General features: G+C 60.2%; 9 protein-coding genes. 5 read left to right on the forward strand and 4 right to left on the reverse strand.

Annotated elements, in window-relative coordinates:
- The first annotated feature begins 214 nt into the window (after nucleotides 1–214).
- On the forward strand, nucleotides 215–2,296 hold the full coding sequence (locus QRN33_RS23605) for a putative bifunctional diguanylate cyclase/phosphodiesterase (RefSeq protein WP_285410440.1): 2,082 nt from the start codon (nucleotides 215–217) through the stop codon (nucleotides 2,294–2,296).
- 243 nt (nucleotides 2,297–2,539) lie between these two features.
- Nucleotides 2,540–3,286: an SDR family oxidoreductase gene (locus QRN33_RS23610; protein ID WP_064362173.1), complete on the forward strand. Its 747-nt coding sequence runs from the start codon at nucleotides 2,540–2,542 to the stop codon at nucleotides 3,284–3,286.
- A 125-nt stretch (nucleotides 3,287–3,411) separates the two neighbouring features.
- On the opposite strand, the gene mapR is transcribed toward QRN33_RS23610, so the two are convergent.
- The 3 genes from mapR to QRN33_RS23625 all read right to left on the reverse strand — a co-directional run bounded on the left by mapR (nucleotide 3,412) and on the right by QRN33_RS23625 (nucleotide 6,934).
- The gene (mapR, locus tag QRN33_RS23615; RefSeq protein ID WP_285410442.1) at nucleotides 3,412–4,821 is read right to left on the reverse strand and encodes a GntR family transcriptional regulator MpaR; all 1,410 of its coding nucleotides are present in this window, start codon (nucleotides 4,819–4,821) and stop codon (nucleotides 3,412–3,414) included.
- A gap of 238 nt (nucleotides 4,822–5,059) precedes the next feature.
- Nucleotides 5,060–6,490 carry a cytochrome c oxidase accessory protein CcoG gene (ccoG, locus tag QRN33_RS23620; protein WP_285410444.1) on the reverse strand — a complete coding sequence of 477 codons (1,431 nt, stop codon included), beginning with the start codon at nucleotides 6,488–6,490 and terminating at the stop codon, nucleotides 5,060–5,062.
- A 195-nt stretch (nucleotides 6,491–6,685) separates the two neighbouring features.
- Nucleotides 6,686–6,934, reverse strand: coding sequence for a DUF3203 family protein (locus QRN33_RS23625; protein ID WP_258641375.1), 249 nt, complete (start codon nucleotides 6,932–6,934; stop codon nucleotides 6,686–6,688).
- A 124-nt stretch (nucleotides 6,935–7,058) separates the two neighbouring features.
- On the opposite strand from QRN33_RS23625, the gene QRN33_RS23630 reads away from it, so the two are divergent.
- On the forward strand, nucleotides 7,059–7,571 hold the full coding sequence (locus QRN33_RS23630; RefSeq protein ID WP_042609858.1) for an MgtC/SapB family protein: 513 nt from the start codon (nucleotides 7,059–7,061) through the stop codon (nucleotides 7,569–7,571).
- Nucleotides 7,572–7,692: 121 nt separating this feature from the next.
- Here the strand turns inward: QRN33_RS23630 and QRN33_RS23635 are convergent, their stop codons facing one another.
- Entirely contained in the window at nucleotides 7,693–7,851 is a 159-nt protein-coding gene (locus QRN33_RS23635; protein WP_165839195.1) for a hypothetical protein, read from the reverse strand.
- Between the two features lie 217 nt (nucleotides 7,852–8,068).
- Here QRN33_RS23635 and QRN33_RS23640 point away from each other — a divergent pair, with 217 nt between their 5' ends.
- Together QRN33_RS23640 and treS are read left to right on the forward strand one after the other, a co-directional pair.
- Nucleotides 8,069–10,066 (forward strand): alpha-1,4-glucan--maltose-1-phosphate maltosyltransferase, encoded by a 1,998-nt coding sequence (locus tag QRN33_RS23640; RefSeq protein ID WP_064362180.1) that lies wholly within the window; start codon nucleotides 8,069–8,071, stop codon nucleotides 10,064–10,066.
- 178 nt (nucleotides 10,067–10,244) lie between these two features.
- Nucleotides 10,245–13,586, forward strand: coding sequence for a maltose alpha-D-glucosyltransferase (gene treS, locus QRN33_RS23645; RefSeq protein ID WP_285410448.1), 3,342 nt, complete (start codon nucleotides 10,245–10,247; stop codon nucleotides 13,584–13,586).

Genomic DNA, 13,586 nt, shown 5'->3' on the forward strand with positions numbered 1-13,586 from the left:
ACTGACCCACCGGCTTCGCGAGTAGGCTCGCTCCCACAGGGGTGAGCTTAAAGCCCACCGCAGAGCCTTGTAGGACGATCGAACAAGCGTTTCATCGGCTTGATGGCAATTTGGTTACTTTGTCAGTGCGTTCTTCTGCGCAATCAGTACAATCGCCGCATTTGCCCGACCGAGAATGGAAGCAGTACGGTTTCGGCTCGTTACGAGAACGTCCATGCTCATCGGCAGTTACTCCTTCACCCTGGTTCTCATCTCGTTGTGCGTGGCCATTCTGGCTTCCTACACGGCGCTTGACCTGACCGGACGCATCGCCACGGCGAAAGGTAGGGCCGTGCATTTCTGGACGGCGGGCGGGGCGTTGGCGATGGGCGTTGGCGTGTGGTCGATGCATTTCATCGGCATGCTCGCCTTCAAATTACCGATCGACCTGGGCTATAACTTCGCCCTGACCGCGTTGTCGTTATTGATTGCGGTGCTCTCTTGCGGCTTTGCCTTATGGCTGGTCAGCCAGCCGAAGCTGCCACTGGCGCAACTGGCTTTCGGCGCCTTGATCATGGGGGCGGGCATCAGCGCCATGCATTACACCGGCATGGCCGCGCTGCGCATGACCCCGGGCATCGATTACGACCCGACGTTGTTCAGCGCCTCTTTGCTGATTGCCGTCGGCGCTTCGGCAGCGGCGTTGTGGATTGCCTTTCGGTTGCGCCAGCAGTCGCCCTATGTGCGACTGATTCGCGCCGGCGCAGCGGTGATCATGGGTGTGGCGATTGTCGGCATGCATTACACCGGCATGGCGGCGGCGCAATTTCCCGATGGCAGTTTCTGCGGCGCGACGCTGAATGGTTTGAAGGGCAACGGTCTCGACAGTCTGGTGGTGGTCACTACGCTGGCGGTGCTGTCGATTGCCTTGCTGACCTCGATTCTCGACGCCCGTCTCGAAGCGCGCACCGCTGATCTGGCGCACTCCCTGACCGTAGCCAACCGCGAACTCACTCAATTGGCCTTGCACGATCCGCTCACCGGCCTGCCGAACCGCATGCTGCTCGATGACCGGATCAATCAGGCGATCAGAAAAGTCGAGGAACAGGGCGGCTGCTTCGCCTTGATGTTCATTGATCTCGACGGCTTCAAACCGGTCAACGACGCGTTCGGCCATCACATGGGCGACCAGTTGCTGCGCGAAGTCGGCGTGCGTCTGCGTGAAGACTTGCGCAGCCAGGACACTCTGGCGCGGATCGGTGGCGATGAATTTGTCCTGCTCGTGCGGCTGAGCGAGCGCAACGATGCTCTGGGTCTGGCCGCACGCCAGGTCGGCCTGATCGGCCGCACGTTCCGCGTCGCTGAACATGACCTGCAGATTTCCGCCAGTGTCGGCATTGCTTTGTATCCGGGCAACGGTGACAACGCTCAAGAGCTGCTGATGAACGCCGACGCGGCGATGTACCACGCCAAGGGCGGCGGCAAGAACGGCTACAGCTTCTTCGATGCGTCGATGAACACCAACGCGCGCAAACAATTGCAATTGTTGCAGGACCTGCGCGCGGCCATCGAGCACAACCAGTTCTGCCTGCATTACCAGCCGAAATTCGACGCCGCCAACGGTCGCCCGGTCGGCGCCGAAGCGCTGCTGCGCTGGGCGCATCCACTGCATGGCATGTTGATGCCGGACAAGTTCATCGATCTGGCGGAGAAAACCGGGCTGATCATCCCGATGGGCGAATGGGTGCTTAACGAAGCCTGCCGGCAGATGCGCGAGTGGTACGTGCTCGGTTACACCGACTGGCGCATTGCCGTGAACCTCTCGGCATTGCAGTTCTGTCATGCCGGGCTGGTGCAGAGTGTGGCCAAGGCCTTGGCGACCCACCATTTGCCGGCCAACAGCCTGACCCTGGAAATCACTGAAACCACCGCCATGAGCGACGCTGACGCGAGCATGACCGTGCTGCAAGAGCTGTCGGACATGGGCGTCGACCTGTCGATCGACGACTTCGGCACCGGTTATTCCAGCCTCATGTACCTCAAACGCCTGCCAGCCAATGAGTTGAAGATCGACCGTGGTTTCGTCCGGGATCTGGAGCACGACAGCGATGACGCTGCGATCGTTTCGGCGATCGTCGCGCTGGGACAGGCCCTGGATCTGCGGATTGTCGCCGAGGGCGTCGAGACCGGCGCGCAGCAGGATTTCCTGACCAAATTGGGCTGTGATTCGCTGCAGGGCTATCTGCTCGGCCACCCCATGCCGGCGGAGCGCTTCATGCAGGACATCGTGCGCGGGCAAAGGCTGGCGGTGGTCTGAGACCACAGACAGATCTGCCGACAAGACTGTTTGTGGCGAGGGAGCTTGCTCCCGCTGGGTGCGTAGCGCCCTCAGAATTTTGTGAGCGCTGCGCACTCAAGCGGGAGCAAGCTCCCTCGCCACAATGTCGTGAACCTGCAGACGGGATCAAGATTCGGGCCATTGACACAGCCCATGCAAAACCCGTCATTCGCAGTTATTCTTGGCCCCGACTGTTACGTGTGCACGTGGGAGAAGGCCAGCATGGATAAAGTCATTGTCATCACCGGTGGCGGGCGCGGAATCGGCGCTGCCACGGCTTTGTTGGCAGCCGCACAGGGCTACCGGATCTGCATCAACTATCAGTCGGATGAACAGGCCGCACACAGCGTGCTCGAGCAGGTTCGAGCCTTGGGCGCCCAGGCCATTGCGGTTCGCGCCGATGTCAGTATCGAAGACGAAGTGATCGCGATGTTTCAGCGCGTCGACAGCGAACTGGGCCGGGTCACCGCGCTGGTCAACAACGCCGGCACCGTCGGACAGAAGTCGCGAGTCGATGAAATGTCCGAATTCCGCATCCTCAAAATCATGAAAACCAACGTGCTGGCGCCGATCCTCTGCGCCAAACACGCGATCCTGCGCATGTCGCCCAAACATGGCGGGCAGGGCGGAAGTATCGTCAACGTCTCCTCAGTCGCCGCACGGCTCGGTTCGCCGAACGAGTACGTCGATTACGCCGCGTCCAAAGGTGCGCTGGACACGTTCACGGTGGGTCTGTCCAAGGAAGTCGCCGGCGAGGGGATTCGCGTTAATGCCGTGCGTCCGGGCTACATCTATACCGACTTCCATGCCTTGAGCGGCGATCCGGATCGGGTCAGCAAGCTTGAGTCGGCGATTCCCATGGCCCGGGGCGGGCGGCCGGATGAAGTGGCCGAGGCGATTGTCTGGTTGCTGTCGGACAAGGCTTCGTATGCGACCGGGACGTTTGTTGATTTGGGGGGTGGGCGCTAGGGCTTTGGGTTTGTGTTGTCTGGTTTGGCGCCATCGCGAGCAGGCTCACTCCTACAAGGGAATCGCAATTCAAATGTAGGAGTGAGCTTGCTCGCGATAGCAATGGCCCGGCCAACACATAATCATCAAAACGACCGCACAATCCGCCCCAACGTCTCCATGGCCTTCTCCGATTCCTCGGTCCACGGGCTGCCGTAGTTCAAGCGAATACAATTCCTGAAGCGCTGGGTCGGCGAGAAAATCGGCCCCGGCGCGATGCTGATGCCTTGTGCCAGCGCCATTTGAAACAATTTCAGCGAATCCATCTGCTCCGGCAATTCCAGCCACAGAAAATAGCCGCCGGCCGGTTGGCTGACCCGGGTCTGCGCGGGGAAGTAACGGGCGATCGCTGCGAGCATCGCGCGCTGCTGTTCTTCCAGGGCATAACGCAGCTTGCGCAGGTGCCGATCGTAGCCGCCGTGTTGCAGATAGTCGGCGATCGCCGCTTGCGCCGGCATCGACGCGCACAGCGAGGTCATCAATTTCAGCCGTTCGACTTTCTGCGCATAACGCCCGGCGGCGACCCAGCCAACGCGATAGCCGGGGGCGAGGCTCTTGGCGAACGAGCCGCAATGCATGACCAGTCCTTCGGTGTCGAAGGCCTTGGCCGGTTTCGGCGCCTGCTGACCGTAATAGAGTTCGGCGTAGACATCGTCCTCGATCAACGGCACCTGATGCTGACGCAGCAGTCCGACCAGTTCCTGTTTTTTCGCCTCGGGCATGCTCGCGCCCATCGGATTCTGGAAACTGGTCATGCACCAGCAGGCCTTGATCGGATGACGTTCCAGGGTTTGCGCGAGCACGCCAAGGTCGATGCCGTCACGCGGGTGCACGGGGATCTCCACCGCTTTGAGCTTCAGACGCTCGAGCACTTGCAGGCTGGCGTAGAATGCCGGGGCTTCGATGGCCACCAGATCACCGGGTTCGGTCACCGCTTGCAGGCACAGGTTTAGCGCTTCGAGCGCGCCGTTGGTGATGAGCAATTCTTCCATTGGCAGCATCAGCCCGCCGACCATGTAGCGCAGGGCGATCTGTCGACGCAGTTGCGGGTTGCCCGGCGACATGTCGGTGACGACCATGCGCGGATCCATCTCCCGCGCGGCGCTGGCCAGGGAGCGCGACAGACGCTGCAGCGGGAACAGGGTCGGACTGGGGAATGCCGAGCCGAACGGCACGGTGTTCGGATCCTTGATCGAGTCAAGTACCGAGAACACCAGTTCGCTGACGTCGACTTCGGTTGATTCGTTGACCTGGCTGCTGATGACCGGCTCGGAGAACGTGTTCGGCGTATGGGCGTTGACGAAGTACCCGGAACGCGGCCGGGCGCGGATCAGGCCGCGGCGTTCGAGCAGGTAATAGGCTTGGAACACCGTCGACGGGCTGACCCCGTAAGTCTGGCTGGCATAGCGCACCGACGGCACGCGCTGGCCGGGACCGAGCACGCCAGAGCGAATCAGTTCAGCGATGTCGTCGGCGAATTTTTCGTAGCGTTTCATCGGTGGGCCTTGGTGGACTTGATTGTGTGGGGTGTCAGGGAAGGAGCCCTCACCCTAGCCCTCTCCCAGAGGGAGAGGGGACTGATTGGGGGATGCTGATGAAATACGCCGACCTGACAGTGCTTTGCCGAATCCATAATCGACTCGGTCTTTCAGGTCGATGCATAGCGACAGACACCTCGGTCGGCTCCCTCTCCCTCCGGGAGAGGGCTGGGGTGAGGGCAGCAATGCCAGCTCCTCAACGATTCATCGGCGCCACAAACCGGCTCTTCGCCACGCTGTAAACCCGCGGCTCGTCACTGTCTTCAATCCTGAAACTCAACGTCTGCGAACTACTGGCCGGGCGCTCTGAAGTCATCGCCACCGACACCGGCACATCGACAATCTCTCCCGGCGCCAGGCTCAGTTGCGTTTTGCCCTGCAATTCAAACCCATCGCCATCCACCAGACTCAACCGATACTCCTGGCGCTGCTGAGTCTTGTTGATCACCTTGAGCGAGTAGATATTCTCGATCTGCCCCTGAGCATTCTCGCGGAACAACCCGCGATCCTTGGTCACGTCCAGTGACACCATTGGACGCTCGATCAAGGCCAGCACCAACGCTCCAATCATCACCACCAGCACCGCCGTGTAGCCAATCAGACGCGGACGCAGCAGATGGGTCTTGCCGCCCTGCAGTTCGCGCTCGGAACTGTAGCGGATCAAGCCGCGCGGGTAATGCATTTTGTCCATGATCGAGTCGCAGGCATCGATGCACGCCGCGCAGCCGATGCATTCCATTTGCAAACCGTCGCGGATGTCGATGCCGGTCGGGCAGACCTGCACGCACAACTGGCAGTCGATGCAGTCGCCCAGGCCTGCTTCGACCGGGCGCACGTCACGCTTGCGCGGGCCACGGTTTTCGCCACGGGCGGCGTCGTAGGCAATGGTCAGCGTGTCCTTGTCGAACATCACACTCTGGAATCGCGCATATGGGCACATGTGCATGCACACCGCTTCGCGCAGCCAACCGGCGTTGATGTAGGTGGCGGCAGCGAAAAACAGCACCCAGAACAGGCTGACGCCACCGATTTGCAGGGTCAGCAATTCTTCGGCCAATGGCCGGATAGGAGTGAAGTAGCCGACGAAGGTCAGGCCGGTCATCACGCTGATTGCCAGCCACAGCGTGTGCTTGGCCGCGCGGCGCGCCAGTTTGTTAAGGCCCCACGGCGCGGCTTGCAGTTTGATCCGCTGGTTGCGCTCGCCTTCGGTGATCTTCTCGCACCACATGAAGATCCAGGTCCACGAACTCTGCGGGCAGGTGTAACCGCACCATACCCGCCCGGCGAACACGGTAATCGCGAACAGACCGAACGCGGCGATGATCAGCAGCGCCGAAAGCAGAATGAAATCCTGCGGCCAGAATGTCGCGCCGAAAATGTGGAATTTGCTTTCCGACAAATCCCACAGCACCGCCTGGCGGCCGCCCCAGTTGAGCCAGACAGTGCCGAAGAACAACACAAACAAAAACCCGGCGCCGCTTATGCGCAAGTTGCGGAACAGACCGGTGAAACTGCGGGTGTGGATCTGCTTGTCGCTGGATTGGGCAATTGCCCTCAGCGGGCGCGCGGGGACGTTTTTTATCGTCGGCGATGCTTCTACGGTTCGGACGGGGATTTGCTCGCTCATGGTCGTTCGCTCATCAGCCTCCATCAGGCTGATGCACTATGAGCGCCGATCTGTTAGCAGAACAGATTCAGGTCTGGCAATAAAAAGCGGATCAGATGAGTTTTGGCGCAAGGCCTGCGACAACTTGAAGCATCAGGCCGGGCGCGGCGCAAACGCCTGGCGCAGGCATTTGCGCCGAGTATTGAGCGAGATCAGTCAAACCACCGAATCAGTGTCATCAGCCTTCAGGTGTTTGCGCCCGTCCCTGGCCCCGGCGACGGTCAAGGCGTCAGCCTCGGCTTCAGTGATGTAGGTGCGTTTACCTTCGATGTCCACGTACGACATGGCTTTTTCGCTATCGGTCATGACTTCGAGGGTGTCGCAGATGCGGATTTCCTCGCCGTGTTCGACGGTGAAAAAACACACTTTCTGCTCAGGGTTGGATTCATCGATTCGCACGGGCATGTCGGCAGTCCTTTTTTGCAGGGAGGTCTGCACGTTAGGACGCGCAGCGTGCCGATCGTTCTGCGCAACCGATTAATGGTCGCTGTTGTCCATCGATTATCGAACCAATAACAAGGGAAGCACGATGGAAGACTGGTGGGATGAAGTGTGGGCAACGATGCAAGCCGAATTTGCCGACATCGGTGATGCCTCGCAATTGACGCGGATCACCGTACGTCTGGTGATGGCGGCATTACTCGGTGGGATTCTCGGTTTCGAGCGTGAACATAAAGGCAAGGCCGCCGGGGTGCGCACGCACATGCTGGTGGCCTTGGGGGCAGCGCTGTTTGTTCTGGTGCCGCAGACCTCGGGCGCAGAATCCGATGCGATGAGTCGCGTGTTGCAGGGTGTGATTGCCGGGATCGGCTTCCTCGGCGCCGGCACGATTCTGAAAAATCAGCAGGGCGATGAAGCTCATGTCAAAGGCCTGACCACAGCTGCCGGTTTATGGATGACGGCGGCGATCGGCGTGGCGGCGGGGCTGGGCAAGGAAGCGACGGCATTGCTCAGCACCATCCTGGCGCTGGCGATCTTCAATGTGATGCCGCACGTGGTGAGAGTGTTCGAAAAGGATGTCGACAAGAACGACCACCTCTAGCCGATCGCTCGGTCCCGTGTAGGAGCTGCCGAAGGCTGCGATCTTTTTCATTTGCAGCGCGGCAAAAATGAATCGCAGCCTTCGGCAGCTCCTACAGGGATGGCAGAGAGACATGCAGTGGTCAGAGGATAACCGGTGGCATGGTGCTCGGCGGTTCTTCCTTTGGCGGTGGCGTGGTGCCGGGCGGTTCTTGCTCGGGCACCGGTGGCGGCTCGGTCTCAGGCAGGGTGGGTTTGTCGATGTTCGGATCAGGCGTGTGGGCCGGGATCGGGATGCTCATCTGGTGACCTCCTTATGGCACATGGCGTGGGACGTGCTTAAGTGAGTTGACCCGGCCACGGCAAATTCGATCCGCGGCTTTGTCTTGTTAATTTCATCTGAACTTTTCCCCGCGCCGGTTGCTCGGAACCTAAGTGAGTTCATGACAGGGCCGGCGCTTTGTCGCGAATACTGTTCCGGCACAAGAGCGTCCTTGGGGCGTTAAGGAGAGATGCTCAATGACTGCTGAAAGACCTTCAGAGCTGAGTTACAACCCGCACATGCCGCTGTCGCAGGCATTACTGCTGCCACGTATCGTCATCGAAAACACCATGCCGACCCTCGACGGCGGCCAGTTTGCCGTCAAGTCGATTGCCGGGCGCGAAGTGGTGGTGACCAGCAAGGTGTTTGCCGACGGCCATGACAAGCTCGCCGTACGCATCCGCTGGCGCGAGGAAGGCCAGGAAACCTGGCAGACCGAGGTCATGTCCGATCAGGGCAACAACACCTGGCAAGGCCAGTTCCGTCCCGAGGAACAGGGCCGCTATCTATATTGCATAGAAGCGTGGATCGACCATTTCGCCAGCTTCCAGTACGAACTGGAGAAGAAACACAACGCTGCGGTGCCGGTGTCTCTGGAACTGCAGGAAGGCCGGACCATGGTGCAACAGGCCGCCGAGCGCAGCGAAGGTCAGCTCAGCGAGCAGCTGGCGGCGCTGCACCATGAATTGTCCGGCCTGCTCGAAACCGAGCAGGTCGCGCTGTTTCTGCACTCGCGCAGTGCGGATTTGATGGCTCAGGCCGACCACCGCGCCTATCTGAGCATCAGTGCGGAATTTCCAATGGACGTCGAGCGCGAACTCGCCGAGTTCGCTAGTTGGTACGAGCTGTTTCCGCGCTCGATTACCGACGATCCCAAGCGGCACGGCACGTTCAACGACGTTCACTCGCGCCTGCCGATGATTCAGGACATGGGCTTCGACGTGTTGTACTTCACGCCGATTCATCCGATCGGCCGCGCCCACCGCAAGGGCCGCAACAATTCCCTCACCGCCGGGCCAGACGATCCAGGCAGCCCGTACGCGATCGGCAGCGAGGAGGGCGGTCACGAAGCGATTCACTCGCAGCTCGGCACCCGTGAAGATTTCCGCCGGTTGGTGGCTGCTGCTGCCGATCATGGGCTGGAAATCGCTCTCGACTTCGCCATCCAGTGTTCCCAGGATCACCCGTGGCTCAAGGAACATCCGGGATGGTTCAACTGGCGCCCGGACGGCACGATCAAATACGCCGAAAACCCGCCGAAGAAATACCAGGACATCGTCAACGTCGACTTCTACGCGCCGGATGCGATTCCGAGCCTGTGGGTCGAGTTGCGCGACATTGTCGTCGGCTGGGTCAAGGAGGGCGTAAAAATCTTCCGCGTCGACAACCCGCACACCAAACCGCTGCCGTTCTGGCAATGGCTGATTGCCGATGTGCGCACCCTGTATCCGGAAGTGATCTTCCTCGCCGAGGCCTTCACCACGCCGGCGATGATGGCGCGTCTGGGCAAGGTCGGTTACTCGCAGAGCTACACCTATTTCACCTGGCGCAATACTAAGGCCGAGCTGGCGGAATATTTCACCGAGCTAAACCAGTCGCCATGGCGCGAATGCTACCGACCGAATTTCTTCGTCAATACCCCGGACATCAACCCGGCGTTCCTGCACGAGTCAGGCCGTCCCGGTTTCCTCATCCGTGCTGCATTGGCAACCATGGGCTCCGGTCTGTGGGGCATGTATTCCGGCTTCGAGTTGTGCGAATCGGCACCGGTGCCGGGCAAAGAGGAATATCTGGATTCGGAGAAGTATGAAATCCGCGTCCGCGATTTTACCGCCCCGGGCAACATTATTGCCGAGATCGCCCAGCTCAACCGTATTCGTCGGCAGAACCCGGCGCTGCATACGCATCTGGGCCTGAAAATCTACAACGCCTGGAACGACAACATTCTGTACTTCGGCAAGCGCAGCGCTGATGGCAGCAACTTCATTCTGGTCGCAGTCAGCCTTGACCCGCATAACGTGCAGGAAGCGAATTTCGAACTGCCGTTGTGGGAAATGGGCCTGCCGGACGACGCCACCACCCACGGCGAAGACCTGATGAACGGCCATCGCTGGGACTGGCACGGCAAGTACCAGTTCATGCGCATCGACCCGGCGTATCAGCCGTTCGGGATTTGGCGGATCAGCGCTACGTAGTAAATGGCGCACCTGTGGCGAGGGAGCTCGCTCCCGCTCGACTGCACAGCAGTCGCAAAGCCCGCAGGCACCGTAAGTTCGTATCAATGCATTGGGGGTTGCTTCGCAACCCAGCGGGAGCAAGCTCCCTCGCCACAGGGTTTCTGCTGTGGCTTTCAGCATTCAACAGGAGTTCCACATGGCGAAGAAACCCAAGGCAGCCGCCTTCATCAAAGACCCGCTCTGGTACAAGGACGCGGTGATCTACCAGGTTCACGTCAAATCGTTTTTCGACTCCAACAATGACGGGATCGGCGACTTTCCCGGGCTTATCGCCAAACTCGATTACATTGCCGACCTCGGCGTAAACACCATCTGGTTGCTGCCGTTCTATCCCTCGCCACGCCGCGACGACGGTTACGACATCGCCGAATACCGTGGTGTGCACAGCGACTACGGGACGATGGCCGACGCCAAGCGTTTCATCGCCGAAGCGCACAAGCGCGGGCTGCGGGTGATCACCGAGCTGGTCATCAACCACACTTCCGACCAGCACCCGTGGTTCCAGCGTGCACGCAAAGCCAAGCCCGGTTCAGCGGCACGGGACTTCTATGTCTGGTCCGATGACGACCAGAAATACGACGGCACGCGGATCATTTTCCTCGACACCGAGAAGTCCAACTGGACCTGGGATCCGGTAGCCGGCCAGTATTTCTGGCACCGTTTCTATTCCCACCAGCCGGATCTGAACTTCGACAACCCGCAAGTAATGAAAGCCGTGCTGTCGGTGATGCGTTACTGGCTGGACATGGGCATCGACGGTCTGCGCCTCGACGCGATTCCGTACCTGATCGAGCGCGACGGCACCAACAACGAAAACCTGCCCGAGACCCACGACGTCCTCAAGCAGATCCGTGCCGAGATCGACGCCAACTATCCCGATCGCATGCTGCTGGCCGAGGCCAACCAATGGCCGGAAGACACTCAGCTGTATTTCGGTGACACCGATGCTGCTGGGTTGAATGGCGACGAATGCCACATGGCGTTCCACTTCCCGCTGATGCCGCGCATGTACATGGCACTGGCCCAGGAAGACCGTTTCCCGATCACCGACATCCTCCGCCAGACCCCGGAAATCCCAGCGAACTGCCAGTGGGCGATTTTCCTGCGCAACCACGATGAGCTGACCCTGGAAATGGTCACCGATCGCGAGCGCGATTATCTGTGGAATTACTACGCGGCTGACCGTCGCGCGCGGATCAACCTCGGCATTCGACGTCGTCTCGCGCCGTTGATGGAGCGCGACCGCCGCCGTATTGAGCTGCTCAACAGCCTGTTGCTGTCGATGCCCGGCACGCCGACCCTGTATTACGGCGACGAAATCGGTATGGGCGACAACATCTACCTCGGCGACCGCGACGGCGTGCGTACGCCGATGCAATGGTCGATCGACCGCAACGGTGGTTTCTCCCGCGCTGATCCGGCGAGTCTGGTGCTGCCGCCGATCATGGATCCGCAGTATGGCTATCAGTCGGTCAACGTCGAAACCCAGTCCGGCGACCCGCATTCGCTGTTGAACTGGACGCGGCGTCTGCTGGCGGTGCGCAAGCAGTCGAAGGCGTTCGGCCGTGGCACGTTGAAAATGCTCTCGCCGAGCAACCGTCGCGTGCTGGCCTACACCCGTGAATACACCGACGCCGACGGCAAGCACGAGATCATTCTGTGCGTGGCCAACGTCTCGCGCAGTGCGCAAGCGGTCGAACTGGATCTGTCGGCTTACGTCGGCATGGTGCCGGTGGAAATGCTTGGCGGTAACGCGTTCCCGCCGATCGGCCAGTTGAATTTCCTCCTGACCCTGGCGCCGTACGGCTTCTATTGGTTCGCCCTGGCAGCGGAAAACCAGATGCCGAGCTGGCACGTCGAGCCGGCGCAGAGCCTGCCGGACTTCACTACGCTGGTGCTGAAAAAACGCATGGAAGAACTGCTCGAAGCGCCGTCGCGTACGACGCTGGAGCAAAGCATCCTGCCGAGCTGGCTGCAGAACCGTCGCTGGTTCGCCGGCAAGGACGCGGGTATCGAAAAGGTCAATCTGGCTTACGGTGTGCGCTTCGGCGATGCCCAGCATCCGGTGCTGCTCAGCGAAGTCGAGGTCACCAGTGGCGGCCAGACCAATCGTTATCAACTGCCGTTCGGCTTCATTGCCGAAGACCACGTCGGCCCGCCGTTACCGCAGCAATTGGCGCTGTCGCGTGTACGCCGTGTGCGTCAGGTTGGCTTGATCACTGATGCATTCAGTCTGGAAACCTTTGTCCGCGCGGTGCTGCAAGGCATGCAGAACAACACGGTATTGGAGTCGATCGAAGGCGAAATCCGCTTTGAACAGACCCCGCATCTGGAAAAACTTGGCCTTGGCGCCGAGTCGGATGTGCGCTACCTGTCCGCCGAGCAATCGAACAGTTCGGTGGTGATCGGCAACAGCCTGGTGCTTAAGCTGATACGCAAAGTCGCTTCAGGCGTACACCCGGAACTGGAGATGAGCGCTTACCTGACCGAGGCCGGGTTTGCCAATATCTCTCCACTGCTCGGTTCGGTGATTCGCCGTGACGCACAGGGCGAAGATAACCTGCTGATGATCGCCCAGGGCTATCTGAGCAATCAGGGCGACGCGTGGGAATGGACGCAAAACAACCTCGAGCGGGCGCTGCGCGACGAACTGGCCGACGCCATGTCCGAGCAGGAGCAGCATTACAACGCCTTGGGCGAGCTGAAAGACTTCGCCGGCATGCTCGGCCAGCGTCTTGGCGAGATGCATCAGGTGCTTGCTGCACCAACCGACAACGCCGACTTTGCTCCGCAGGTGTCGTCGAGCAAGGACATGGCCGCGACAAGCAAGGACGTCACCGCGCAGGTTGAACATGCCTTGAAATTGCTCAAGCAGCATCAAGGCGAGTTGAACGCCGCGGATCAGAAACTGGTCAAGCGTCTGCTCGATGAGAAGAAAACCATTCTTGCCCATGTGCAGGACCTGGCGAAGAAAGCCACCGGTGGTTTGCGCATCCGGGTGCACGGCGACTTGCATTTGGGTCAGGTACTGGTGATCAAGGGCGATGCCTACCTGATCGACTTCGAGGGCGAACCGGCGCGGCCGTTGAGCGAACGTCGCGGCAAGCACAGCCCGTACAAGGACGTCAGCGGTGTATTGCGCTCGTTCGATTACGCAGCGGCGATGACTATCAACGTGCACAACGTTGATAACAGCACTGAAGCTGAAACAGCGCGCAAACGCGTCGCTGAGCGTTATCTGCGCGAGGCACGCGAGGCATTTGTGCAGGCATATCGCGAGGCGGCAGCTAGTCTTGAGCATGCTTGGCAGGATCCTCAAGGCGCCGACGCCGCGCTGGCGTTGTTCGGCCTGGAAAAAGCCGCTTATGAAGTGGCCTACGAAGCGGAAAACCGCCCAACGTGGCTGCCCGTGCCATTGCACGGCTTGTATGGATTATTGACTGGGCTTAAACCCTTTTCCGATCTTGGTGGAGAGTAG

The organism is Pseudomonas sp. FR229a, assembly GCF_030209115.1.
In the GTDB taxonomy this organism is placed as follows: Bacteria; Pseudomonadota; Gammaproteobacteria; order Pseudomonadales; family Pseudomonadaceae; genus Aquipseudomonas; species Aquipseudomonas moraviensis_A.

Bases quoted from the DNA above. Each gene is read 5' to 3' on its own strand.
- QRN33_RS23605 (WP_285410440.1), top strand. From the start codon at position 215: ATGCTCATCGGCAGTTACTCCTTCACCCTGGTTCTCATCTCGTTGTGC.
- QRN33_RS23610 (WP_064362173.1), top strand. From the start codon at position 2,540: ATGGATAAAGTCATTGTCATCACCGGTGGCGGGCGCGGAATCGGCGCT.
- mapR (WP_285410442.1), bottom strand. From the start codon at position 4,821: ATGAAACGCTACGAAAAATTCGCCGACGACATCGCTGAACTGATTCGC.
- ccoG (WP_285410444.1), bottom strand. From the start codon at position 6,490: ATGAGCGAGCAAATCCCCGTCCGAACCGTAGAAGCATCGCCGACGATA.
- QRN33_RS23625 (WP_258641375.1), bottom strand. From the start codon at position 6,934: ATGCCCGTGCGAATCGATGAATCCAACCCTGAGCAGAAAGTGTGTTTT.
- QRN33_RS23630 (WP_042609858.1), top strand. From the start codon at position 7,059: ATGGAAGACTGGTGGGATGAAGTGTGGGCAACGATGCAAGCCGAATTT.
- QRN33_RS23635 (WP_165839195.1), bottom strand. From the start codon at position 7,851: ATGAGCATCCCGATCCCGGCCCACACGCCTGATCCGAACATCGACAAA.
- QRN33_RS23640 (WP_064362180.1), top strand. From the start codon at position 8,069: ATGACTGCTGAAAGACCTTCAGAGCTGAGTTACAACCCGCACATGCCG.
- treS (WP_285410448.1), top strand. From the start codon at position 10,245: ATGGCGAAGAAACCCAAGGCAGCCGCCTTCATCAAAGACCCGCTCTGG.